The organism is Nocardiopsis sp. NPDC006938, assembly GCF_042869555.1.
Lineage (GTDB): Bacteria > Actinomycetota > Actinomycetes > Streptosporangiales > Streptosporangiaceae > Nocardiopsis.
Genome location: NZ_JBIAGA010000019.1, coordinates 70,217 through 94,889 on the forward strand (window position 1 = coordinate 70,217; position 24,673 = coordinate 94,889).

22 protein-coding genes are annotated in these 24,673 nt (G+C 71.8%); 18 read left to right on the plus strand and 4 right to left on the minus strand.

The annotated features are described in order from the left end of the window. Positions 1-10: 10 nt before the first annotated feature. The gene (gene alr, locus ACFYL4_RS23715) at positions 11-1,138 is read right to left on the minus strand and encodes an alanine racemase (protein WP_387521110.1); all 1,128 of its coding nucleotides are present in this window, start codon (positions 1,136-1,138) and stop codon (positions 11-13) included. A 90-nt stretch (positions 1,139-1,228) separates the two neighbouring features. Between alr and ACFYL4_RS23720 the strand changes: the two genes are divergently transcribed. From ACFYL4_RS23720 to ACFYL4_RS23745, 6 genes are all read left to right on the plus strand, one after another. Then, positions 1,229-1,861 carry a DUF6069 family protein gene (locus ACFYL4_RS23720; RefSeq protein WP_357766771.1) on the plus strand — a complete coding sequence of 211 codons (633 nt, stop codon included), beginning with the start codon at positions 1,229-1,231 and terminating at the stop codon, positions 1,859-1,861. Positions 1,862-2,075: 214 nt separating this feature from the next. Beyond that, on the plus strand, positions 2,076-2,678 hold the full coding sequence (locus ACFYL4_RS23725; protein ID WP_387521113.1) for a hypothetical protein: 603 nt from the start codon (positions 2,076-2,078) through the stop codon (positions 2,676-2,678). Positions 2,679-3,061: 383 nt separating this feature from the next. Then, entirely contained in the window at positions 3,062-3,394 is a 333-nt protein-coding gene (locus ACFYL4_RS23730) for a hypothetical protein (protein WP_387521116.1), read from the plus strand. Between the two features lie 59 nt (positions 3,395-3,453). Further along, positions 3,454-4,326 carry a hypothetical protein gene (locus ACFYL4_RS23735; protein ID WP_387521119.1) on the plus strand — a complete coding sequence of 291 codons (873 nt, stop codon included), beginning with the start codon at positions 3,454-3,456 and terminating at the stop codon, positions 4,324-4,326. Next, on the plus strand, positions 4,310-4,867 hold the full coding sequence (locus ACFYL4_RS23740; protein WP_387521121.1) for a hypothetical protein: 558 nt from the start codon (positions 4,310-4,312) through the stop codon (positions 4,865-4,867). Before ACFYL4_RS23735 ends, ACFYL4_RS23740 begins: the two co-directional genes overlap by 17 nt. Next, positions 4,864-5,769 (plus strand): hypothetical protein, encoded by a 906-nt coding sequence (locus ACFYL4_RS23745; protein WP_387521124.1) that lies wholly within the window; start codon positions 4,864-4,866, stop codon positions 5,767-5,769. Before ACFYL4_RS23740 ends, ACFYL4_RS23745 begins: the two co-directional genes overlap by 4 nt. A 42-nt stretch (positions 5,770-5,811) precedes the next feature. Here the strand turns inward: ACFYL4_RS23745 and ACFYL4_RS23750 are convergent, their stop codons facing one another. Next, positions 5,812-7,041, minus strand: a complete 1,230-nt coding sequence (locus tag ACFYL4_RS23750) for an ROK family protein (protein ID WP_387521126.1) — start codon at positions 7,039-7,041, stop codon at positions 5,812-5,814. A 115-nt stretch (positions 7,042-7,156) separates the two neighbouring features. Between ACFYL4_RS23750 and ACFYL4_RS23755 the strand changes: the two genes are divergently transcribed. The 11 genes from ACFYL4_RS23755 (at position 7,157) to ACFYL4_RS23805 (ending at position 22,431) form a co-directional block, all read left to right on the plus strand. Further along, on the plus strand, positions 7,157-8,350 hold the full coding sequence (locus tag ACFYL4_RS23755) for a Gfo/Idh/MocA family protein (protein WP_387521190.1): 1,194 nt from the start codon (positions 7,157-7,159) through the stop codon (positions 8,348-8,350). Positions 8,351-8,696: 346 nt separating this feature from the next. Continuing rightward, positions 8,697-13,040 (plus strand): ThuA domain-containing protein, encoded by a 4,344-nt coding sequence (locus ACFYL4_RS23760; protein ID WP_387521129.1) that lies wholly within the window; start codon positions 8,697-8,699, stop codon positions 13,038-13,040. A 135-nt stretch (positions 13,041-13,175) separates the two neighbouring features. After that, positions 13,176-13,958: a hypothetical protein gene (locus ACFYL4_RS23765; RefSeq protein ID WP_387521132.1), complete on the plus strand. Its 783-nt coding sequence runs from the start codon at positions 13,176-13,178 to the stop codon at positions 13,956-13,958. A 145-nt stretch (positions 13,959-14,103) separates the two neighbouring features. After that, the gene (locus tag ACFYL4_RS23770) at positions 14,104-15,267 is read left to right on the plus strand and encodes an inositol-3-phosphate synthase (protein ID WP_357766806.1); all 1,164 of its coding nucleotides are present in this window, start codon (positions 14,104-14,106) and stop codon (positions 15,265-15,267) included. Then, on the plus strand, positions 15,264-16,160 hold the full coding sequence (locus ACFYL4_RS23775) for an SCO3242 family prenyltransferase (protein WP_387521134.1): 897 nt from the start codon (positions 15,264-15,266) through the stop codon (positions 16,158-16,160). The genes ACFYL4_RS23770 and ACFYL4_RS23775 overlap by 4 nt, the downstream gene beginning before the upstream one ends. After that, positions 16,097-17,044 carry a sugar phosphate isomerase/epimerase family protein gene (locus ACFYL4_RS23780; protein WP_357766812.1) on the plus strand — a complete coding sequence of 316 codons (948 nt, stop codon included), beginning with the start codon at positions 16,097-16,099 and terminating at the stop codon, positions 17,042-17,044. Before ACFYL4_RS23775 ends, ACFYL4_RS23780 begins: the two co-directional genes overlap by 64 nt. Before the next feature lie 51 nt (positions 17,045-17,095). After that, on the plus strand, positions 17,096-17,764 hold the full coding sequence (locus ACFYL4_RS23785) for an EboA domain-containing protein (RefSeq protein WP_387521138.1): 669 nt from the start codon (positions 17,096-17,098) through the stop codon (positions 17,762-17,764). Positions 17,765-17,775: 11 nt separating this feature from the next. Then, a complete protein-coding gene (locus ACFYL4_RS23790; protein ID WP_387521140.1) occupies positions 17,776-18,687 on the plus strand; it encodes a TatD family hydrolase in 912 nt (303 codons plus the stop codon). Beyond that, positions 18,684-19,847 (plus strand): metabolite traffic protein EboE, encoded by a 1,164-nt coding sequence (eboE, locus tag ACFYL4_RS23795; RefSeq protein ID WP_387521142.1) that lies wholly within the window; start codon positions 18,684-18,686, stop codon positions 19,845-19,847. Before ACFYL4_RS23790 ends, eboE begins: the two co-directional genes overlap by 4 nt. Positions 19,848-19,965: 118 nt before the next feature. Then, positions 19,966-21,357 carry an alkaline phosphatase family protein gene (locus tag ACFYL4_RS23800; RefSeq protein WP_387521145.1) on the plus strand — a complete coding sequence of 464 codons (1,392 nt, stop codon included), beginning with the start codon at positions 19,966-19,968 and terminating at the stop codon, positions 21,355-21,357. 69 nt (positions 21,358-21,426) lie between these two features. Further along, positions 21,427-22,431, plus strand: coding sequence for a sugar phosphate isomerase/epimerase family protein (locus tag ACFYL4_RS23805; RefSeq protein WP_387521146.1), 1,005 nt, complete (start codon positions 21,427-21,429; stop codon positions 22,429-22,431). Positions 22,432-22,497: 66 nt separating this feature from the next. Here ACFYL4_RS23805 and ACFYL4_RS23810 read toward each other — a convergent pair whose 3' ends face one another. Beyond that, the gene (locus tag ACFYL4_RS23810; protein ID WP_357766829.1) at positions 22,498-22,743 is read right to left on the minus strand and encodes a hypothetical protein; all 246 of its coding nucleotides are present in this window, start codon (positions 22,741-22,743) and stop codon (positions 22,498-22,500) included. A 169-nt stretch (positions 22,744-22,912) separates the two neighbouring features. Continuing rightward, the gene (locus tag ACFYL4_RS23815; RefSeq protein WP_387521148.1) at positions 22,913-23,617 is read right to left on the minus strand and encodes a carbonic anhydrase; all 705 of its coding nucleotides are present in this window, start codon (positions 23,615-23,617) and stop codon (positions 22,913-22,915) included. Positions 23,618-24,085: 468 nt separating this feature from the next. Between ACFYL4_RS23815 and ACFYL4_RS23820 the strand changes: the two genes are divergently transcribed. After that, complete coding sequence (locus tag ACFYL4_RS23820) at positions 24,086-24,628, plus strand: TetR/AcrR family transcriptional regulator (RefSeq protein ID WP_387521192.1); 543 nt, start codon at positions 24,086-24,088, stop codon at positions 24,626-24,628. The last annotated feature ends 45 nt before the right edge of the window (positions 24,629-24,673 follow it).

Below are 24,673 nucleotides of genomic sequence, written 5' to 3' on the forward strand. Positions count from 1 at the left end.
GGGGAGAGCGTCAGGACCCGCCGACGTACGTGCGCGGCACCCGGACGCCGATCCGCGTGATGATCTCGTACGGGATGGTGTCCAGGACATCGGCCCAGTCCTGCGCGGTGGGCACGTCCGGGTTCTCGGTCGGGTCGCCGAACAGCACCGCGAGGTCGCCCGCGCGCACCGGGTCGTCTCCCACGTCAAGAACGAACTGGTCCATGCAGACTGTTCCCGCGATGGTGCGCCGGGAGCCGCCGAGCAGGACCGGACCCCGGTTGGTGGCGGCCCGGGGGACGCCGTCCGCGTACCCGAGCGGCACCAGGGCGAGGGTGGTCTCCTCCTTGGTGACGTACCGGTGGCCGTAGGAGACGCCGCTGTCCGCCGGGACGCGCTTGGTCAGCGCGACCTTCGACGCGAGAGTCATCGCGGGACGCAATCCGGGCACGTCCATATCCGGGATAGGGCACAGACCGTAACTCGCGATCCCGCCCCGGACGAGGTCGAACCTGGCCTCGGGCAGGGTCAACAGCGCCGCCGAGTTCGCGATGTGCCGGACCTCCGGGGACAGTCCTGCCTTCTCCACCACCGCGAGAGCCTCGTGGAAGACCTCCAGCTGCGCCCGGATCGAGGGGTGTCCCGGCTCGTCCGCGCAGGCGAAGTGCGACCACACCCCGGTGACCCGGATCAGGCCGTCCTCCTCCGCGCGCGCCGCCGCCTCGACCACCGACGCCCACGCGCCCCGGCCGACGCCTCCCCGGTTCAGGCCGGTGTCCGCCTTCAGCTGGACCCGGGCGACCCGGCCCAGGCGCGCGGCCTCGGCCACCACCGTGTCCAGGACGGCACGGTCGCTGACCCCCAGGTCGATGTCGGCCCCGATCGCCTCCCCCACCGGCTCCCCCGGAGGGATGATCCAGGACAGCACGGGCAGCGTGATCCCCGCCCGGCGCAACTCCAGCCCCTCCTTGATCAGCGCGGTCCCCAGCCACGTGGCGCCGCCCGCGACGAGGGCGCGCGCGGCGGGCAGGATTCCGTGCCCGTACCCGTCGGCCTTGACCACGCCCATGAGAGGGGTCCCCCCGGCCAGATCACGGAGCAGCCGGGCGTTGGAGGTGATCGCGTCGAGATCGACGCGAGCGTGCGCGAAAGGAGCCATGCCCACAGTGTTCCACGCGTGGGTTACCGCTGCGGAGCTGCGGGTATGTGGCCTACGACCGAGTTCGAGCCCTATTTTGGGGATATCGGTATGAACGAAATCGGAAGTGAACGAGCCGTCAACGTGACCCGCCTGTGGTCCGGCGGACTGGCCACCGCGGTGGTCGCCGCCCTGGTGATCTTCGCCGGGACCCTGGTGGTTCGCGGGGTCTTCGGCATCCCGGTGCTCGCACCGGAGGAGGCCGGGAACCTGGGTGACGCCGGAACGGTCGGATACGCGCTGCTGGCGGGGCTGGTCGCACTGCTCGCGACCGCGCTGCTCCACCTTCTGCTGCTCTCCGCGCCCCGGGCGCTCTCGTTCTTCGGCTGGATCGTCGGTCTGGCCACGGCCATCGCGGCCGTCACGCCCTTCACACAGGGCGCCGAGATCTCCAGCCAGGTCGCCACGGGCCTGATCAACCTGGTGTGCGGTATCGCCATCGCCTCGCTGCTGCGCGGCGTGGGGCGGACCGCCGTGATCAGCCGGGTCCCCCGGCAGGCCAGACGCGACGCGGGCCCGGCCCTGCGCCACGAGGGCGTCCTGCCCGACGTGGGCCAGCGGGAGTACGACCCCACGCGCTACCGCGCCCTGGAGGAGGACGCCGAGTACGAGGACGCCCGCGACCGCGCGCGGGCCCAGCGCGCGGAGGAGGAGCGTGCCCGACACGGCACCCGCGACGACTGACCGAACGACCGACACCGCCGGGGGCGGGGCCACGTGGCCCCGCCCCCTTCCCGTGCCGTGGTGGCGAGAACCAACCGAGGCGCCCCCGCGTCGCACAGGGCGAGAACGCGGGTCCCGTCGGCGGGCGGGGACCCGGGGAGCGGTCCGGAAGCGGAGCCACGCGTCACGGTGGCGTGGGGCCCGGCCGCTCCGACGTCGACCGCTGGGAGCCCTCATGACACAACGCGTGGAGCACGACCCCTCCCGTGAAGAGGACACGATCGTGGCCCTCCTCGAAAGCACCGCGGGCGACCTCTCCGGCCCCGAAGTGGTCCGGGTCTTCGACGAGGCCCTGGACCGCCTCGTCACCCTGTGGGCGTACCACCGCAGGGACGGAGGGCAGTGGTCGCCGGGTTTCGTCGAGCGGGTCCGCGCACTCGTCCGGTCGGACGCGAACAGGCACGGCTTCCAGGCCTACGTCGGCCAGTGTGAGACGTTCGCCCTGCGCAGCATGGGAGACGGCTTCCAGCGCTCCTGCTACCTCCGCAGCCACATCCAGGTGCTCGTCGAGGAGTTCGTCCCCTTCGCCGACCTCATGCACGCCGCCGATTCGGGAGCCCTGGACGCCATCGACGAGATCTACACCGACGACGCCCACGAGATCCCACCCATCCCCCCGGACCAGCTCCCCACCTGGGTCCCCGCGTCCCACTGGTGGTGGCGCGCCCCCACCCGCCTCGACATGAGTCGGCAGGAGATCGACGAGAAGCTCCACGACTACTCCCTCAGCGACCTCTACAGCGAGAACGAGGAGCTGCCCGGGGATCTCTCCCGGTAGTCGGGCGAGAACCGCCGCCCTCCTCTCGCTGGGGGATACGGCGAAGACCAGGACTCAAGCACGACGGAACCGCCGTGAACCCGGCTCGCACCGCACGCACTGACCAACTCACGAGACATCGGAGCCGTCACGACCATGACCCAGTTCAGCCCCGAGGAGCAGGCCGTCATCGAGCTCCTCCTGAAAAACGCCGTCGCCGTCCCCCGGACAGCGCCAGGAACTTCCCCGAGATCGTCGAGGGAATCATGCGCCTGAGGGAGGACCACCTCCGTAACGACCGCGCCTGGCCACCGGAATTCGTCCACGAGGCGTCCCAACTCCTCAGGACAGAGGGGAACCGCCACGGATTCTCGGCCTACTTCGGGGCGTGCCGGAGGTACTCCTTGCGCAGACGAGGCGACGGGTTCGTGAGCGCCTGCTACCTCCGCAGCAAGATCCAGATCCTGAACGAGTACTTCGTTCCGTTCGCCGACCTCGTGCACCCGGCCGACGCCGGAGCACGGGAGAGGATCGACAGCCTTTACGTCAAGGACGCTGACGACATCGTGCCGATCCCACCCGGGGAGATCCCCTGGTGGGTCCCCGAATCCCACTGGTGGTGGCGTGCCCCCACCCGCCATGACTGGACCGAAGCCGAGATCAACGAGAAGATCCACGACTACTCCCTCAGCGACCTCTACGACGAAGACGAGACGCCCGGAGAACTCTCCCCGTAACCCGCATGGCCCCCACCCCACCCGACCACGCCTCTCCCCACCCCCAAATGGAGACTGCCGTGAGCAACTCGTCAGAAAACCCTCCCCTCACCAAGAGAGAGAAGCAAGAAAGGAAGCTGAAAGAGAAGGTCAACCACCTCTTCAGAGTTATTGATTGGGCTGGCAAAGACAAAGAAGATTTCCTGAGGCTCCACGGGGAATCGACACCCAGCACCAAGACATTGAGCCGACTGGCCAAAGTGGTACTAGACAACAAATACCCGTACACGAACACCATGGGGAGTGAGGCGCAAGCAATACGTCCCGTGGTGGCCCAAGGTCTCTCCTTTGCACTCGAAGGCGATGGAATCAAGGACTCCGCCAACAGGTACTCCTATTACATGGCCTACTACGACACCACACAGGAGTACATTTCAGAGAGAAACCCCTATTTTACTGAAACGGAACTCATAAAGATCACAGCAGACCGAGTCCTCAGCTCGGATGAAGAATTCCGAGACAGACTTCAATCCGACCTTGAAACCCTCCACGGACTAGGACGGGGGGCGCGAATCGATATCGACATCACAGAAAGCAAAGAGAAGATCATCGCATCCCTCCGCGACCAGGCTGACGCCGTCGGCATGGGAGACGACATCAATGCACTCAGGCACGTGGAGATCCATGGGCGCGAGATGCCGACCGAAGAACGGGAGGGCCTCCACCGGGTCGCCGCCTACCACAACAGCATGGGACGGACCATCAAAGAAGGAAAGGTCGTCAATTTCCTTTCCAAAAAGAACAACACCGAAGTTGAAGTACAGTTTGAGAGGTCGATTTCGGCAGGAAAATTCGCTATTTATACCCCGACGATCCTCTCGCGGGAGACGGGAGTGATCGCACCGACGACATACCGGAAAGAAACGAAGGAGGACCATGGTCCAGAATTTTAACCCCGAAGAGGAGGAAGTCCTCGAACTTCTTCGAGATAACGCCGAGGGCAAGACTCCGACCACGGCCACAGCATTTCCCGCGATCGTGGATGGAATCGCTTCCTTGTGGAAGCTTAACCGCAGACACAACCGCACCTGGGAGCCGAAATTTCAGGAGGAAGCAGGCAAGCTCCTGAGGAGGCATGGAAACCGACACGGGTTCACCCATTATTTCCGCATGTACCAGAAATATTCGAGGCGCAGCACGGGGGATGGATTCCTGAATGCATGCCAATATCGAAGTAAGATTCAGATCATTATCGACGACTTCGTCCCCTTCGCTGACCTGATGCACCCGGCCGACGCCGACAAGCTGGATGTGGTCGACGCGCTCTTCACCGAGAACGCCGACGACATCGTGCCGATCCCACCCGGGGAGATCCCCTGGTGGGTTCCGGAGTCACACTGGTGGTGGCGCGTCCCCACACGCCACGACTGGACCGAAGCCGAGATCAACGAGAAGCTCTACGGCTACTACGAAGAGGACTGGGACACCCCATGACCGACGACAACCTCTCCCTGGTGGAGAGAAGACTCCAGCAGGACGTCGCCGCGGTGGACGCCCTGGGCCGGGGCGGTGTGCGCGTGGACCTCACCGCGGGCCCCAAGGCCGTGGTGAAGGCTCTGCGCGAGTCCGCCGACCGGATCGGTTTCGAATCTCCCATCGACGCCGCGGCACACGTCATGCGCCGCTTGGACGAACTACCCGCAGCGGAACTCGGGGACCCCATCCCCGCCTACCACGCCTCGGCCGGGGAGACCGTGCGCACCGGCCGCGCCAGGTCTCTGGGAGCCGACGACGAGGTGCTGAGCATCTCTTTCGAACGGGTCGCACCCATGACCCCGTTGGCCACGGTGACCCTCTCAACCCTGGTGGAGATCTGGGGCGACGGCACCGCCTACCTGGCCGACCACGGGTGGCCCGCACCGCCGTCGAAGCCCGTGCACGGCTTCACGGGTAGTCCGGAGGAACTTCTGGATCGCGCCCGGGTCGACCTGGCGGACCCGGAAATCCCCCTGAGGCAGTCGCTGCTTCTGCTCTGGGGTGCCCGCATCGGTGCGGCCGACCTCGTCGGCACACCGGAGCAGCGGCTGCTCGTCGCTGAGGGCGCCGCCGTCCGTCGCGAGGAGATCCGGGGACTCCTGTTCCGTGCCGATCGGTTGGCCTCCGGCCCTGAGGAGGGGTGGTACGCGGCCTGCCTGTACCGCTCCATGCTGGAGAACCTGTTCGAGGGCTTCCTCGGCGCGGTGACGTTCGCCCTGGTCAAGCCGGAGGAGATCGACGGGGTCGACGAACAGCTCAAGGAGAACCTGCCGGAGAACGAGGAGGCCTCCCCCGAGGCGGTTCCGTCCGGTGTGCCGGACGGGCACTGGTGGTGGCGGGCCCCGTTCGTCCGTTCCTGATCCGCCGCCGGGGAGCGGCGCCTTTCACGGGCCCGCTCCCGGTCAGGCTCCCATGACGAGGGACTCGGCGTGGTCGGGGCTCAGGCAGTGCTCGATCACCATGACGGCCGCGCCGATCACTCCCGCGCCCTCCCCCGCCTTCGACGAGACGATGCTGAGGTTCTCGGTGGCGAGCGGCAGCGACCGCTGGTAGATGACCTCGCGCACCCCGGCGAGCAGGTGGTCGCCTGCCATGGCCAGCGCGCCGCCGACCACGATGACCGACGGGTTGAACATGTTCACCGAGGCGGCCAGGACCTCGCCGACGTCGCGCCCGGCCTGGCGCAGGGCGCGCAGCGCCGGGACGGAACCGTTGCGGGAGAGCTCCACGACGTCGCGGGCTCCCGAGGCGGGCACCCCCTGGGCGGTGAGCGCCTCGGCGAGCGCGTGCCCGCTGGCCACGGCCTCCAGGCAGCCGGTGTTGCCGCAGCGGCAGGGCCGGTCGGCGCCGCTGGGCACGTGGATGTGCCCCATGTCCCCGGCGGCTCCCTGGGCGCCCCGGTAGACGTTGCCCTCGCTGACGATCCCGCAGCCGATGCCGGTGGCGACCTTGACGAAGAGGAGATGGCTGGCGGTGGGCCAGGCGACGTGGTGTTCGCCGATCGCCATGATGTTGACGTCGTTGTCCACGAGCACGGGCCGCGAAATGCGGCCGCGCACGTAGCCGGGTACGTCGAAGTCGTCCCAGCCGGGCATGATCGGCGGGTTGACGGCGCGCCCCGTGGAGTGCTGGACGGGCCCAGGTAGGCCCACGCCGACGCCGAGGAGGTCGTCCGTGCCGCGTCCGGCTCCGTCGAGGAGGGCGCGGCCGTGGTCCACGACCCAGTCGAGGACGGGTTCGGGTCCCTGGGCGATGTCGATGTCGGCGCGGTTCTGGGCGAGCACGGCGCCGGACATGTCGGTGAGGGCGAGCCGGGCGTGGGTGGCGCCGAGGTCCGCGGCCAGGACGACGCGCGCGTCGGGGCGGAACGAGAAGGTCGTGGGCGGGCGCCCTCCAGTGGACACGGCCTCCCCGGCCGGGCCGATGAGCCCGCTGGCCAGGAGGGCGTCCACGCGCTGGGTGACCGTGGAGCGGGCCAGGCCGGTGACGGCGGCCAGCTCGGAGCGGGTGCGGGGGCGGCCGTCGCGCAGCAGCCGGAGGAGGGTCCCGGCGCCGGGCGCGGCGGTGGCGGCCGGGGTGCGCAGGGGTGTCGCCCCCGGTCCCTCGGGGCCTGTCAGCGCGTCTTCCGTCATGGGACCAGTGAAGCACAGGATCTATTGAGTGACCGTCATTCATCTATTTTGTCCACATCCGGCAACTTATGCTTGACCTTCGACATAAGTCAGACGTAACGTCTCGGACATGTCAGTGAAGAAGGTCACAGGTCTGGGCTCAGCGCCTGCTTCCGAACCGACCGCCCCCTCCACCTACCGCGCCGCGGTGATCGGTACCGGCTTCATGGGGCGGGTCCACTCCCACGCGGTCCGTGCCAACGGCGGCGAGGTCGTCGGGGTCGCCGGGTCCTCCCTCGCCCGGGCCGAGGCCTTCAGCGCCTCCCACGGTGCCGGGCGCGCGCACGCCGACGCCCTCGAACTCGTCCGCGACCCCGACGTCGACGTGGTGCACGTGTGCACCCCCAACCACCTGCACGCCCCCCTGAGTCTGGCCGCCCTCGCGGCCGGAAAGCACGTGGTCTGCGAGAAGCCGCTGGCCACCGACGCGTCCACCGCGCGGGACCTCACCCGGGCGGCCCGGGACGCGGGCCTGACCGCCGTCGTCCCCTTCGTCTACCGTTTCCACCCCATGGCCCGCGAGGCACGCGCCCGGGTGGCCTCCGGCTCCGTCGGCCGGGTCGGGCTCGTCCACGGCGGTTACCTCCAGGACTGGCTGCTGCGCCCTGAGGAGGACAACTGGCGGGTGGACCCGTCGGTCGGCGGACCCACCCGGGCGTTCGGCGACATCGGATCGCACTGGTGCGACCTGATGGAGTTCGTCACCGGCGACCGGATCTCCTCCGTCTGCGCGCAGACCTCCCGGTTCAACGAGCGCCGGGGCACCGACGGCGGCCGCGCCGTCACCACGGAGGACCTGGTCACCCTCCAGTTCGCCACCGAGTCGGGCGCGGTCGGCACCGCCGTGGTCAGCCAGGTCTCCCCCGGCCGCAAGAACCAGCTGGTGCTGGAGGTCTCCGGTACCGAGGGTTCGCTCCGCTTCGACCAGGAGCGCCCCGAGACGCTCTGGGCGGGCGGGCGCGAGCGCACCGGTACCGTCTCCCGCGACGACCCGGGCCTCAGCGCCGACGCCGCCCGCCTGGTCACCCTCCCGGTCGGCCACCCCCAGGGCTACCAGGACTGCTTCAACGCCCTGGTCGCCGACACCGGCACCGCCGTCGCGGGTGGTGAACCCGAGGGGCTCCCCGTCTTCGCGGACGGGCTCCGGGCCGCCGTGCTCGCCGAGGCCGTCCTGGTCTCGGCCCGCGAGCGCCGCTGGGTCGACGTGCCCGCGGCCGAGGACCACACGGCCCGACCGAAAGGCCCCATCCGCCCAGGTTTGTACGAATGACCGAGAGGCCCCTGCCCCGCTTCACCTGGAACGGTTACCGACCGTGAACCCAGGGGCCTCAACAGGTCACCCGAGACCCCTGGTCATCGGGACCGGCACACCCGAGAATGCCAGCAGCCGGTCCCGCCCACGTTCCTCCCTGCCCCCGACGAAAGGAACCGCCGTGGACTGATCACACCGATGAGGCGGCCACCCCCCGCTTCCGAACGCGATAGCAGGAACTCCGCGACGGTTCGCACCCGCCGTACGGCCCCCGCCGTACACGCGAACGCGGCCCCCGTCCCTGCCGTCGGCGCCGGCACGCCGCACGGACTCATCGACCCCCCACCCCCAGGTGAGGTTTCCCGTGATCAAGAGACCCCTACGAACGCTGGGCGCCCTGACGGCGAGCGTCGCCCTGGCCCTCGGACTGACCTCGGTCCCCGCCCAGGCCGACACGGAGGAGCAGGAGCCGTTCACCGCGCTCGTCTTCTCCAAGACCACCGGCTTCCGACACGACTCCATCCCCTACGGCGTCGCCCTGTACGAGGCCCTCGCCGAGGAGCACGGCTTCGAGACCGAGCACTCCGAGGACGCCGACATCTTCAACCCGGAGGACCTGGCCCGCTTCGACGCGGTCGTGTGGCTCTCCACCACCGGCGACGTCCTGGACGAGGGCCAACAGGCCGCGTTCGAGGAGTACGTCCAAAACGGCGGCGGCTACGTCGGCGTCCACTCCGCGTCCGACACCCACTACGACTGGGAGTGGTACGGCGACCTGGTGGGGGCGTACTTCGCCAGCCACCCGCCCGGCACCCAGGACGCCGAGGTGATGGTCAACGACCGCGCCCACCCCTCCACCTCGATGCTCCCGGCCAGCTGGGACCGGCACGACGAGTGGTACGACTACGACGTCAGCCCGCGCGGTGACGTGCACGTTCTGGCGGGCCTGAACGAGGCCTCCTACGAGGACGTCGTGGACCCGGCCGGGCAGATGGGGTTCGACCACCCGATCGCCTGGTGTCAGGTGTACGACGGCGGGCGCTCCTGGTACACCGGCGGCGGCCACACCGTCGAGTCGTACTCCGAGCCGGAGTTCACCGCCCACCTCCTGGGCGGCCTCCAGTGGGCGGCCGGACGGGCCGAGGGCGACTGCGGCGCCACCCAGTGGGACAACTTCGAGAAGGTCACGCTCGCCCAGGGTGAGGAGAACGTCGGCGAGCCCATGGGCATGGCCGTGCTCCCGGACGGCCGGGTCATGCACACCTCCCGCGACGGCCAGGTGGCCCTGTGGTCCCCCGAGACCTACAGCACCGACGCGCTCGCGGACGTCCCCGTCTACGACCACGACGAGGACGGGCTCCAGGGCATCGCGCTCGACCCGGACTTCGAGGAGAACGGGTGGGTGTACCTGTACTACGCGCCCGTGGTCGACGGAGTCCCGTCCGGGGCCGCGCCCGAGAACGGCGACCCGGAGGACTTCGCGCCCTTCGAGGCGCACAACAACCTGTCGCGCTTCCAGTTCGTGGACGGTGACGAACCGGTACTGGACCTGGACAGCGAACAGGTGATCCTGGAGGTCGAGGCCACCCGGGGCATGTGCTGCCACGTCGGCGGCGACATCGACTTCGACCCGGACGGCAACCTCCTGCTGTCCACCGGCGACGACACGAGCGCGTTCGGCTCGGACGGGTTCAGCCCGCACGACGAGCGGGAGAGCCGCAACCCGGCCTTCGACGCCCAGCGCAGCTCGGCCAACACCAACGACCTGCGCGGCAAGTTGATCAGGATCGCGGTGGACGACGACGGCGGGTACACGATCCCCGAGGGGAACCTGTTCCCGGAGGAGAGCTCCGACCCCGACCTGACCCGCCCCGAGATCCTCGCCATGGGCCTGCGCAACCCGTTCCGGTTCTCCGTGGACCAGACCGACGGCAGCGTCTACCTGGCCGACTACGGCCCGGACGCGCCCGCGGCCGACCCCGAGCGCGGGCCCGAGAACACGGTCACCTGGCACCACATCACCGAGGCGACCAACATCGGCTGGCCCTACTGCATCGGCGACAACTCCGCCTACAACAAGTACGACTTCGGGTCAGGCACGTCCGGGGAGAAGTTCGACTGCGACGCCCCGGTCAACGAGTCACCCCGCAATACCGGGCTCACGGAGCTGCCCCCGGTCTCCCCGGCGGCGATCTGGTACGGCTACGACGAGTCGGAGGAGTTCCCGCACCTGGGCACCGGCGGCGGCGCACCGATGGGCGGCCCGGCCTACGCCTTCGACCCGGAGCTGGACTCCGACAACAAGTGGCCCGAGTACTACGACGGCGTCCCGCTGCTGTACGAGTGGAGCCGCCAGTGGATCAAGCAGGTGCACCTGGACGACGAGGGCGGCGTCCTCGACATCACCGAGACCGTCCCGGACATCGACCTGGCCAACCCCATGGACATGGAGTTCGGCCCGGACGGCGCCCTGTACGTGCTGGAGTACGGCTCGGGCTGGTTCGGCGGCTCCGAGGACTCGGCGATCTCCCGTATCGACTACTCCGGGTCGGGCAACAGCCCGGTGGCGCGGATCGGCGCCAGCACCACCTCCGGCCCCGCCCCGCTGACGGTGGAGTTCTCGGGTGAGGACTCCTTCCACCCCGGCGGCCTGGCCTTCGACCACGCGTGGAACTTCGGTGACGGCACCACCTCCACCGAGGTGTCGCCCACGCACACCTTCGAGGAGGCGGGCCGGTACAACGTCAGCCTCACCGTGACCGACACCGAGGAGCGCACGGGCACGGCGACGGTGTCGATCACCGCGGGCAACACCGCGCCGGAGGTCGCCTTCGACACGCCCCGGGACGGCCAGTTCTTCGACTGGGGCGACGAGATCCCGTTCGACGTGACCGTGGAGGACGCCGAGGACGGGTCGATCGGTGACGGGATCGACTGCGACACCGTGCAGGTGACCTCGTCGCTGGGCCACGACACCCACGCCCACCCCTGGACCCAGTACGAGGGCTGCGAGGGGGTGAGCGTCACCGGGACCGACGGCGGCCACGGCCACGACATGAACATCTTCTGGGTGCTCCAGGCCGAGTACACCGACCGCGGCGGGGACGGCGTTCCGTCCCTGACCGGCAGTGACGGGGTCAAGCTCAACCCGTCGCGGATGCAGGCGCAGTACTTCACCTCCAGTGAGGGGGTGATGACCGAGTCCACGGAGGACCCCAACGGCGGCCTACGCAACATCGGCGGTGTCCACCACGGCGGCTGGGTCGCCTACGACCCGGTCAACCTGCACGGGGTGGAGCGGATCGGCTTCCGCGTGGCGTCGAACGGGGCGGGCGGCACCATCGAGGCCCGCGCCGACTCCCCCGACGGCACGCTGGTCGGCTCGGTGGACGTGGAACCCACCGGCGGCTGGCAGGAGTGGACCGACGTCACGATGGAGGACGTCACCGACCCCGGCGGCACCATCGACCTCCACCTGGTGTTCGTCAACGACGGAGCCGGGGACGAGGCGCTGTTCAACGTCAACTACTTCGACGTGAACGCCGACCACGACGGCGGCCACGAGGAGGGGCCCGAGACCGAGCTCACCAGCCCGGCCGACGGCGCGTCCTTCGGGGCCGGTGAGGAGGTGCCGCTCGCGGCCGAGGTCACCGACCACGGCGACGCCGGGATCGAGGAGGTGGAGTTCCTCGTGGACGGGCAACCGGTCGCCACGGTGACCGAGGGCCCCTACGAGGCCGCCTGGACCGACGTTCCGGACGGTGAGTACGCGGTCAGCGCGGTGGCCACCGACGGCGAGGGCCGCACCGGGACCTCCGCCACCCACACCATCACGGTCGGCGACGACCCGGGCCCCGTGGAGTGCGCCCCGCCGTCCCTCGACGACGGGTACCGCGCCCTGTGGGACGGGGAGTCGCTGGACGGCTGGACCATGGCGGGTCCGGGCGGCTTCGAGGTCGTCGACGGCGGCGACGGGTGCGTCCTCCAGACCGAGGGCGGCATGGGCCTGCTCTGGCACGAGGACGAGCTGGGCTCCTATCGGCTGAAGCTGGACTACCTCACGCACGAGGAGTCCGACAACTCCGGTGTCTTCGTCGGCTTCCCCGACCCGGGCGACGACCCGTGGGTGGCGGTCAACGAGGGCTACGAGATCCAGATCGACCCGTTCGGCGCGCCCGCGGGCGACCCCCTCACCCGGACCGGGGCCGTCTACAACTTCCAGGCGGCCACCTCCCACCCGGAGGTCGTGGGCGAGTGGAACACGATGGAGATCGAGGTCAGCGACCCGATGATCCGCGTGTGGGTCAACGGTGAGCTGGTCAACGAGTTCGAGAGCACCGACCCCGACCGCGACCTGTCGTCGGGACGCGTCGGGCTCCAGAACCACGGCGCGGACGACCTCGTGTGGTTCCGCGACGTGCAGGTCACCGACCTGGAGGACGAGGTGGAGGAGTTCACCTTCGCCGAGGTCCACGAGCGGCTCGGCGAGCTCGCCGAGGAGGGCTCCCTGAGCTTCTCCGAGGCCACCCGCCTCACCCGCCAGCTGGAACTGGCCGAGCACCACGTGAGCATGGACCGGCCCGCGCAGGCGGGGCGTTCCCTCGACCGGTTCCGTAGGACCGCCGAGAGCGTCGCCGACGCCGACACCCGAGAGGAGCTGGGGCGCCTGGCCGACGGCCTCGAACACCTGACCGCACCACCCGAGTAACCCCGGATCGGCAGTAGCGCGGAAATCGCGTCGTGGCGGGGCCGCCCCCCCCGGCCCCGCCACACCCCCGCGGCGTCGTTCGCACGGCACACGCCGCCCATGACCCGGCCAGTGTCAACCTGACAGGAGGTGCCCGTGAGCACCGATCCCTCGAGCAGCCAGCAGGGGAAGACCCCCTCCTCCGAGGACGCGGAGAACGCCGCCCCGGAGGGGACCGAGAGGGTCCGGACCTCGAACGCCAGCCCCACCACCTGGTGGCTGACCGGCGGCTCCGTGCTGCTGGTCGGCGCCGTCGTCGCCTCGGTGGTGCTCTTCTTCGGAGGCGGGGACGACCAGGTCACCCCCGACCCCGCCCGGGTGGCGGAGCTGGAGGCCTCCGCCGACGCCCGCCACGTGGACCAGGTGGCCAGCCTGGTGGGCCACACCAGGGCCGCCCACGAGGAACTGGTCCCCGCCCTGGAGTCCCTCAACGGGGTGCTGCCCGCCGACGGCTCGGCCCCTGCCGAGGAGTTTCCGAGTTCCGAGGAGATCGACGGTTGGCTGGGCACGGTGCGCGACGCCGGGGCCCACTTCGAGCTCAGCGAGTCGGGGCGGACCGACTTCAACGTCACCGTCGCCGGGCTGGACGGCTCGGTGGACCTGCTCGGCTCGGCCGTGAGCGCCTACCACGCGGCCTCCCAGGCCGACGACGACCAGCGCACGGACCTGCTGGACCTCGCGGCCGACCTGCGCGACCAGGCGGTGACGGCCTGGTCGGTGGCGGCCACCCAGCTCGACATGGTCAGCGTGGACGCCGGGCACGGCCACATCCACCTGTACCTGCCCGCCGACCCCGCCAGCGGGGCGCTCCAGCCGGACGAGGCGGAGGAGGGCGAGGGGGCGACCGGGGACGGTCCGCCCGCCCACGACGACCACTGACGGGACGGACAAGACGGACAGGACGAACACGCGGGACCGACGCGGCGACGGCCGGAACGACCGCCCGGGCGGGGCCGCGCTCCGGAACCACCGGGGCGCGGCCCGCCGGAGACCAGTACCAGCACGACAACCAGCAGGGGAGCACATGACACGTATCGGAGTGTGGTTGGTCGGGGCGCGCGGGTCGGTCGCCACCACGGCCGTCCTGGGCGCCCTGGCCGTACGGGCGGGTGCCGCCGAGCGGACGGGGTGCGTGACCGAACGCCCCGAGTTCGCCGACGCCGACCTGCCCGGCCTCGGCGACCTGGTCTTCGGCGGACACGACGTCTCCGAGACCCCCCTGGTCAAGAGCGCGGTGCCGCTGGCCCGGGCCGGTGTGGTCCCGGCGCACCTGCCCGAGGCCTTCGCGGAGGAGCTCGACGCCGTGGACCGGCGGATTCGCGCGGGTGTGGCGCCCCGCGGCGAGGGGTTCGCCCGCTGCCACGTGGAGCGGCTGGAGCGGGACCTGCGCGCGTTCGCCGAGGACGAGTGCCTGGAGCGGGTCGTGGTGGTGGACCTGTCCAGTACGGAGCCGGTTCCGGAGCGCGTGCCCGAACTGGACGACCCGGACGTGCTGGAGGCGGCCCTGGACGCGGGGACCGCCCGGGTCCCGGCCAGTTCGGTGTACGCGTACGCCGCCCTGAGGGCGGGGTGTCCGTTCGTGGAGTTCACTCCGAACGCGGGCCCCCGACCGCCCGCGTTGGCCTCCCTGGCCGAACGGCTCGGGCTGCCGTGGGCGGGGTCGGACGGCAAGACCGGGGAGACCCTGGTCAAGAGCGCGCTGGCGCCCATGTTCGCGGCGCGGGCGCTGCGGGTGCGCTCGTGGTCGTCCACCAACCTGTTGGGCGGGGGCGACGGCGCGACCCTGGCCGACCCGGCCAGCAACGACAGCAAGACCGCCTCCAAGGCGCGGGGGCTGGAACGGATGCTGGGGCACCCCGTGGACGGCCCCCTGCACGTCGACTACGTTCCGGACCTGGGCGACACCAAGACCGCCTGGGACCACGTGTCCTTCGAGGGCTTCCTGGGGGCGCGGATGAGCCTCCAGTTCACCTGGTCGGGGTACGACTCGGCGCTGGCCGCGCCGCTGGTCCTGGACCTGGCCCGGCTGATCGCGCACGCGCACCGGACCGGGCGGGCGGGACCGGTGCCGGAGCTGGGGTTCTTCTTCAAGGACCCGGCCGGGAGCGACGTGCACGGGCTGTCGGCGCAGTGGGAGGAGCTGACCGCCTGGTGCGCGGCACCGGCGGAGGGGGCGGGGCGCGGATGAGCCGGTCTCGGAGGTTCCCGGAACCGCGCGCCCTGGCCCGTCTGGTGCGCCTGCCCGCCGCTCTGACCGTGCTCGGTGACAGCCTCGCCGGGGCGGCCGCCGCGGGCCGGCTGCGCGAGCCCCGTGTGTGGGCGCTCCCGGTGGCCTCGGCATGCCTGTACTGGGCCGGGATGGCTCTCAACGACTACGCCGACCGCGACCTGGACGCGGTCGAGCGCCCCGAACGCCCGCTCCCCTCCGGGGACGTCACCCCGGGCCAGGCCCTGGCCGTGGCCACGGGACTCACGGCGGCGGGAGTCACGGTCGCCGGGCTGGCCGGGGGAGGCCGGACCGCACGGGTGGCGACCGCGCTGGCGGGCACCGTGTGGGCCTACGACCTCGTGCTCAAGCCCACGCCGCTGGCTCCACTGGGTATGGCGGTCAACCGGGGGCTGGACGTGCTGTTGGGCGCCGGCGACCGGCCGGGCGCGGCCGTGCTGCCCGCCGCCGCGATGGCCGTGCACACCTACGGCGTGACGGCGCTGAGCCGTGGCGAGGTGCACGGCACCCGGCCGGGCGTGGCGGCCGGGTCGCTGGCGTGCACGCTGGCCGGAGCCGTCCTGGCCGCGTGTCCGGCGCGCACGGCCCCCGTCACCGCGCGGGGCAGGGTGGGCGAGCTCGCCGCGGGGGCGTTCGCGGGCGCGTTCGCCACCACGGTCGGGTGGGCCCAGGCCCGGGCGCTGGCCGACCCCGGGGCCGGTCCGGTCCGCGCGGCGACCGGCACGGGTATCCGGGGGATGATCCCACTCCAGTCGGCGCTGCTGTCCCGGTACGGGGCGGTGGGGACCGCGTGCGCGCTGTCCGCCGGGGCCCCGGCGACCGCGCGGGCGGCCAGGGCGGTGTCGGTCACGTGAGCGGGCAGCTGAGGCTGGGGTACGGCACCAACGGGTTCTGGGACCACCGGCTGGACGACGCGCTGGCGATCATCGCCGACCTCGGGTACGCGGGGGTCGGCCTCACCCTGGACCACCCGCACCTGGACCCGTTCTCCCTGGACGTGAACGCCCGGGTGGCGGCGGTCGGACGCAGGCTGGACGCGCTGGGGCTGGCGGTGGTGGTGGAGACCGGGGCCCGGTACCTGTTGGACCCGCGCCGCAAGCACGAGCCCACCCTGGTGTCGGACCGCGACCGCGACGTGCGGGTCGACCTGCTGCGCCGGGCGGTGCGGATCGCGCACACGCTGGGGGCGGAGGCGGTGTCGTTCTGGTCCGGCGTCCTGCCCGCCGGTGTCACCCGGGAGGAGGGCCGGGACCGGCTGCTCTCCGGGGTGGAGAAGGTGCTGGTGACGGCGGACGGGCTCGGGGTCGACCTCGCGTTCGAGCCCGAGCCGGGCATGTTCGCCGAGCGGCTGGAGGACGTCCTGGAGCTGCGGCGCGCGCTGGGCGGGCCCGAACGGCTCCGGGTGACGTTGGACGTGGGGCACGGGGTGTGCAACGAGCCCGACGGCCCCGAGGGGGCGGTGGCCCGTGCCGGGAACCTGATCGCCAACGTGCAGCTGGACGACATGCGCCCGCGCGTGCACGAACACCTGGAGTTCGGTGAGGGCGACCTCGACCTGGCCGGGGTGCTGGCCGCCCTGGACCGTGTGGGGTACACGGGGCTGGCCTCGGTGGAGCTGCCCCGGCACGGGCACGCGGCGCCGCTGGTGGCCGCGCGCTCCAAGCGTGCGCTCGACACGGCCTGGTCGCGGGTGCTGGAGGGGCGCGGGGGCGGGAGGGGGACGAGTGATGGTGAGTGAAGTGACGCACGTGAGCCGTGGGACACGACGACCGGAACGAGGAGGCGCCGCGTGGTAGCCGTCGACGACCTGCTGGCGGAACCCGCCCGTACCGAGCTGGCCCGGATGCGCGCCGAGGTCGTCGAGCGCCCCGGGCGCGTGGCCGTCCTCTTCCCGTCCGCCGCCCGCCGGGTCGCGCGCGGCCCCGGCCCTTCCGGGGACCCCACCGGAACCGAGGGCCCGACCCTGGACGACCTGGTCCGGGTGGAACTGCTCCGGACCCTCGCGACGGCGCTGCCCCCGGGCGGCCTGGCCCGGGAGGTCGACGCCCTCTACGACCACGGCGACGCCGACGAGCGCCGCGCCGTGCTGCGCGGACTCGACGCCCTCGACACCGGGGCGCCGGAGGTCGCCGCCACCGCGCGCCGCCTGCTCGCGGACGCCCTGCGCACCAACGACACCCGACTGGTCGCGGCCGCCTCGGCCAGCGGGGCACAGTCCCTGCTGGACGACCACTCCTGGCGCCAGACCGTTCTCAAGTGCCTGTTCGTCGGCGTCCCGCTGCGCCTGGTGGCGGGTATGCGCGAGCGGGCCGACGCCGAACTGGCCCGCATGTGCGCGGACTTCGCCCGTGAGCGCGAGCGCGCGGGACGGGCGGTGCCCGCCGACGTCCACCCGCTCCTGGGGCGTTTCCCCCGCGCACCCGACCAGGCCCGCCCGTCCGGCCCCGACCCCCGCTGACTGGAGGCGTCATGCGCATCTTCGACCCGCACGTCCACATGACCTCGCGGACCACCGCCGACTACCGGGCGATGTACGACGCCGGGGTCCGCGCCCTGGTGGAACCCGCCTTCTGGCTCGGGCAGCCCCGGACCAGCGCGGGCTCCTTCCGGGACTACTTCGACGGCCTGGTCGGTTGGGAGCGCTTCCGAGCCGCCCAGTTCGGCATCCGCCACCACTGCGCGATCGCGCTCAACCCCAAGGAGGCCAACGACCCCCGTCTGACCGGGGTGCTCGACCTCCTCCCCCGCTACCTGGCCAAGGACGGCGTGGTGGCCGTGGGCGAGGTGGGGTTCGACTCGCGCACCTCCGAGGAGGAGAAGGCGTTCCGGCACCAGCTGGAGCTGGCTCGGGAGTTCGGGCTGCCGGTGCTGGTGCACACGCCGCACCGGGACAAGGTCGAGGGGACCCGGCACACCCTGCGGCTGGTCGAGGAGTCGGGGATCGCCCCCGAGACGGTCCTGGTCGACCACCTGAACGAGACCACCGTGGAGATGGTCCGCGACTCCGGGTGCGTGCTGGGCTTCTCCGTCTACCCCGACACCAAGATGTCGCCGGAACGGATGGTGCGCGTGCTGTCCGAGTGGGGCCTGGACCGCACCGTGGTGAACTCGGCGGCGGACTGGGGGCACAGCGACCCGCTGACCACCGCGTACACGGGGCGGCGGATGCTGGAGGCGGGGTTCACCGAGGACGACGTGGACCGCGTGCTGTGGCGCAACCCGGTCGAGTTCTTCGGGAGGAGCGGCCGCCTGTTGCTGGAGGCCGGCGCGGGCCCGGAGGCCGGGGGCACGTTCTCGGGCAACTCGATCCTGCGCGGCGAGCGCCCGGACACCGAGCCGCCCCCGGACCCGCGCTCCGTCGCACCAGGGGGCGCCGCGTGAGGTTCCGGCACCCCGACGGCACCGTCGTCCACCTCGCCTACTGCACCAACGTCCACCCCGCCGAGGACCTGGACGGCGTCCTGCGCCAGATCCGGGTGTTCGGCGGCGGGGTCCGGGCCGCGCTCGGCGCCGAACGGCTCGGCCTGGGCCTGTGGCTGCCCGCGCCGCTCGCCAGCGAGCTGGCCGCCTCCCCCGCGCTCACCGAGAGGCTGCGCGCCGGACTGGCCTCCGCCGGGCTGGAGACGGTCACCCTCAACGCCTTCCCCTACACCGGGTTCCACGCACCCGTCGTCAAGCACGCGGTGTACTCCCCGGACTGGACCGAGCGCGCCCGCCTGGAGTACACGGTGGACTGCGCGCGGGTGCTGGCCCGGCTGATGCCCGACGACGCGGCGCGCGGCAGCGTCTCCACCCTGCCGCTGGCCTGGCGGGACCCCTGGGACGCCGCGAGGCTGGACACAGCGCGAGGCCACCTCGCGGAACTCTCCGCCGCACTGGAGAGGCTCGCCGGAGCCGGGCGCCCGGTACGGGTCGGACTGGAGCCCGAACCCGGCTGCGCGGTGGAGACCAGCGAGGACGCCGTCCGCCTGCTCGCCGACCCGCCCCCGCACGTGGGCGTGTGCCTGGACACCTGTCACCTGGCCGTGGGGTTCGAGGAACCGGGCCCCGCCCTGGACCGCCTGGCCGAGGCCGGGCTACCGGTGGTCAAGACCCAGGCGTCGGCGGCCGTGGAGGCGCCCGACCCGGACGACCCCGCGACCCGGTCCGCCCTCGCCGCCTTCGCGGAGGACCGGTTCCTGCACCAGACCCGAGAGCTGGTCGACGGCCGCCCCCTGGCCAGGGACGACCTGCACGAGGCCCTGGGCGGCCCCCGCCCGCTGGAGGGCCGGGGCCCCTGGCGCACCCACTTCCACGCGCCCCTGCACTCCCCCGCCGCCGCTCCCCTGCGCGGCACCACCGACCACCTCGACCGCACCCTCTCCCTCCTGCTGGGACCCGGCGGCGCCCGTACCGACCACGTGGAGGTGGAGACCTACACCTGGACGGTGCTGCCCGAGGAGCGACGACCGGTCGGGGAGGCGGGGCTCGTGGCCGGGATCGCCGCCGAACTGGCCTGGGCGCGCGACCGGCTCACCGCGCTCGGGCTCGTTCCGCTCTGAGCCGCGGGCCTCCGGCTCCCGGCCCCCGGCCCCCGGTCCCTGGCCTCCGGCTCCCGGCCCCCGGCCCCCGCACCGTACCCGCCCACCACGCGCCCGCCACGGAAGGGAACCACGCCCCATGACCAGCCGCCTCCTCGTCGTCGACGCGGTCGGGCTCACCCCCCGCCTGCTCGAACACGCGCCACGCCTGCGCGCCCTGGCCGAGCGCGGCTGGAGCGCTCCCCTGGACACGGTGCTGCCCGCCGTCACGTGCACCGTGCAGTCCACGTTCCTCACCGGGACCGCCCCGGCCGAGCACGGGGCCGTCGCCAACGGCTGGTACTTCCGGGACCTGGGCGAGGTACACCTGTGGCGGCAGCACAACCGGCTGGTGGGGGGAGAGAAGGTGTGGGAGACCGCCCGACGCCACCGCCCGGACTTTCGCACCGCCAACGTCTGCTGGTGGTACGCCATGGGCGCCACCACCGACTGGACCGTCACACCCCGGCCGGTGTACCACGCGGACGGCCGCAAGTCACCGGACTGCTACGCGCGGCCGGTCGAGCTGCACGACGAGCTCACCTCCGAGCTGGGGCCCTTCCCGCTCTTCCACTACTGGGGGCCGACCGCGTCCCTCCGTTCCACCGAGTGGATCGTGGCCGCCACCCGCAGGCTCCTGCCCCGGGCCGACCTCACCCTCTGTTACGTCCCCCACCTGGACTACGACCTCCAGCGCTTCGGACCCGACTCCGCGCAGGCCCGGCGGGCGGTGGGAGACCTGGACACCGCCCTCGCTCCGCTGCTGGACGACGCCGAGGCGGCCGGGGCGGCGGTCCTGGTGCTCAGTGAGTACGGCATCACCCCCGCCGACCGGCCCGTCCACGTCAACCGGCTGCTGCGCCGTGAAGGACTCCTGGAGGTGTACACGCAGGAGGGCATGGAGTACCTGGACCCGTGGGCTTCCCGGGCCTTCGCGGTCGCCGACCACCAGTGCGCGCACGTGTACGTCCGCGACCCCGCCGACCTGCCGAGGGTCACCGAGCTCCTGCGCGGGCTGGACGGGGTCGACCTGGTCCTGGACCGCGAGGCCCAGGCGGGGTACGGGCTGGACCACGAGCGCTCGGGGGAGCTGGTGCTGTTCGCCCGCCCGGGCGCCTGGTTCACCTACTACTACTGGCTGGACGACCGGTCCGCGCCCGACTTCGCGCGCGGGGTGGACATCCACCGCAAGCCCGGGTACGACCCGGCCGAGCTCTTCCTGAACCCCGCCGACCCGCTGGTGAAGGCGAGGGCGGCGGCCAACCTCGTCCGCAAGCGGGTGGGCCTGCGCTACGCCATGAACGTCGTCCCCCTGGACCCGGGCTGTGTGCGGGGCACCCACGGGCGACCCCACGACGACCCCCAGGACGGGCCCCTCGTGCTGTGCAGCGAGCCGGGGCTCGCCCGCGACCGCGTCGCCGCCGCCGAGGTGCGCGACCTCATGCTCGGCCTCGTCGGTGTGCCGGCACCGGCGGGGCCGACCCCGCCCTGAACCGACCGGCGCCCCCGGGGCCGGACCCGACCGGCCCCGCCCATCCACCGCCACTCTGGAGGCAGCCCGATGACCCGACCGGTCACCCTCTTCACCGGCCAGTGGGCCGACCTGCCCTTCGACGAGGTGTGCGCGCTCGCCGCCTCCTGGGGCTACGACGGCCTGGAGATCGCCTGCTGGGGCGACCACCTGGACGTCACCCGCGCCGCCGTGGACGACGCCTACGTCCGCGGGCGCCTGGAGATCCTGGAACGGCACGGCCTGGGGGTGTGGGCGATCTCGAACCACCTCCTGGGCCAGGCCGTGTGCGACGACCCCGTCGACCACCGCCACCGCGACATCCTGCCCTCCCGGGTCTGGGGCGACGGTGAACCCGAGGGCGTGCGCCGGCGCGCCGCCGAGGAGATGAAGCTGACCGCCCGCGCCGCCGCGAACCTCGGGGTGTCGACGGTGGTGGGCTTCACGGGGTCGGCGATCTGGAAGTACGTGGCGATGTTCCCGCCGGTGGGCGCGGACGTGATCGAGGCGGGCTACCGGGACTTCGCCGACCGGTGGAACCCGATCCTGGACGTGTTCGACGAGGTGGGCGTGCGGTTCGCGCACGAGGTGCACCCGTCGGAGATCGCCTACGACCACTGGTCGACCGAGGCGGCGCTGGAGGCGGTGGGGCACCGTGAGGCGTTCGGGCTGAACTGGGACCCCAGCCACATGGTGTGGCAGGACATCGACCCGGTGGGGTTCCTGTGGGACTTCCGCGACCGGATCTACCACGTGGACTGCAAGGACGCCCGCAAGCGTGTGGGCAACGGCCGCAACGGACGGCTCGGATCGCATCTGCCCTGGGGCGACCCGCGCCGGGGGTGGGACTTCGTGTCCACGGGCCGGGGTGACGTGCCGTGGGAGGCGTGCTTTCGGGTGCTGAACTCGATCGGCTACCAGGGACCGCTCTCCGTGGAGTGGGAGGACGCGGGCATGGACCGGCTGGCCGGGGCGGCGGAGGCGGTGCGGTTCGTGCGGGCCAACGCCTTCGACCCGCCTACGGCGTCCTTCGACGCGGCGTTCGGGTCGGGCTGACCGGGTCGTCGGCGACCCGAGGCAGGCCGCGCCGTCCGGTGCCACGGGGTCGCCGTGGCACCGGACTCACATCATCGGGGCGATGACCACCCGGTAGCGTCCGCCGTCCGAGGTGGCCACGTCGTGCCGGAAGTCGTTGACCCGGTTGACCGAGCGCTGGACGGCGTCGCTGCCGAAGGCGCTGGTGTCGACCGTGGGCAGGTGCTTCCGGAGGGCGAGGACCGCCTCGTCCACGGACAGGGCGGTGCACCGGTGTTCGGGGGTGATGCGTTGTCCGCCGTCGCTGAGCCGACTGATCGCGATCCGGAACATACCGGGTCTCCCTGGTCCGCTGGGGGATGGTCACCGGCATTCTCCCGCATAGGCGACGGGCTGGCCAGTGGCGGAACGGTGGCGGGGCACGGTCAGGGACGGGGGCGGGGCCGGCGGGGAGCGTGGTGGAGGGTGGCTGCGGAAGGGGCGGGAGGGATGGAAGCGGACGTCAGAGCCAGGAGACCCGGGAGTCCTCCAGCCCGTAGCGGGCGGCGACGATCTCCACCTCGCCGTTGGTGACGAACTCGCCGATCTCCGGGTCCTCGGCGAGCATCCGGGCGATGTGCTCGGCGTTGGCGCGGACGCAGTCGTCGAGGAAGTCCTCACCGTCGTCGGGGGTGGACTCCACCACCTCCAGGATCTCGGCGACCAGGCCGCCGACGTGCCCGGGCGGGAGCTGGCCGGTGCGGTGGGCCTGCACGGCGGCGTCGACGGCGCCGCAGCTCTGGTGGCCCATGACGACGATCAGCGGTGTGCGCAGGTGTTCGACGGCGTAGGTGAGACTCCCGAGCACCGAGCCGTCCAGGACCTGACCGGCGGAGCGGATGGTGAAGAGGTCGCCCAGCCCCTGGTCGAAGACGAGCTCCGGGGGGACCCGGGAGTCCGCGCAGCCGAGGACGGTCGCGAAGGGGGCCTGGCCGTCGACGAGCTGGGCCCGGCGGGACCGGCTCTCGTTCGGGTGCGTGGACGCGTAACGCGCCCAGCGCTGGTTGCCCCGCTTGAGCAGGCGCAGGGCCTCCTTGGCGTCGCGGGCGACGGGGGGCGCGGAGGGGGTGTCGGCCCAGGCCACGGAGGCGGGGATGGTGGTGGCGACGGCGGCGCCGACGCCGCCGATCAGCGATGCCTTGAAGGCACCGCGACGGGTGATGGCCATGTGCTCTTTTTCCGTTTCACGAACAAAACGACATTTGCCAGCAAAGCGGGTAAAAGCTACTCCTGGTGCTCGAGCGATCACAAGGGGATTGACGCATCCCTAACACCGCGTGGCCGCATCCAGCCACGCGGGAATACGGGCGCCTCCCCTCGCCCTGACGACGCCGCGAGGGGCCGCCGGACGACCGCGCGCACCGGCACCGTGGGAAGCCGAGGTCGTCGCGGGTGCGCACCCTTCCCGGACCGCGTCCCCGGGTCTAGGGTGGGATACCTACCGACCGTTCGTTCAGTGAGCCGGTGCTCAGGAGGACGACGCGGCCGGACCACCGACCCCGCGCACGTCCGACCCCGTCACGAGGTAGATTCGACAACCGTGTCCCGATCTTCCGCACCCGAACCAGCCGCCCCGAAACAGACCGGCAGGCGCCGCTCCGGCCGCCCCGGGCACGACGCCGACTCCGTGCTCCGCGTGGCCGCGCGCGTGTTCAACGAACGCGGGTACGACGGGACCAGCATGGAGGACCTGGCCCGCGCCCTGGGGGTGACCAAGTCCGCGATCTACCACCACGTCACCGGCAAGACCGAGCTGCTGCGCCAGTCCCTCGACCTCGCCATGGACGCGCTGTTCGAGGTCACCCGCGAGGAGGGCGCCACCACCGGCCCGGCCATCGCGCGGCTCGAACACGTGATGCGCGGCAGCGTGCGGGTGCTCGTCGAGGAACTCCCCCACGTCACCCTGCTGTTGCGGGTGCGCGGCAACACCGAGGTGGAGAAGCACGCCCTCGAACGGCGCCGCCGGTTCGACCACCTCATCGCCGACCTGGTGCGCGACGGTGTCGTGGACGGCGACATCCGCAGCGACGTCGACCCGGCCGTCGCCTCCCGACTGCTCTTCGGCATGGTCAACTCCGTCGTGGAGTGGTACAAGCCGGACCGGGGCATGTCGTGCGAGGAGATCGCCGACTCCCTGTGCCACATCGCCTTCGCAGGGTTGCGGTCGCACCGGGACTGAGCCCTTCGGCGCGCCCCACCACCCCCTTTGGCCACATCAGGCCAA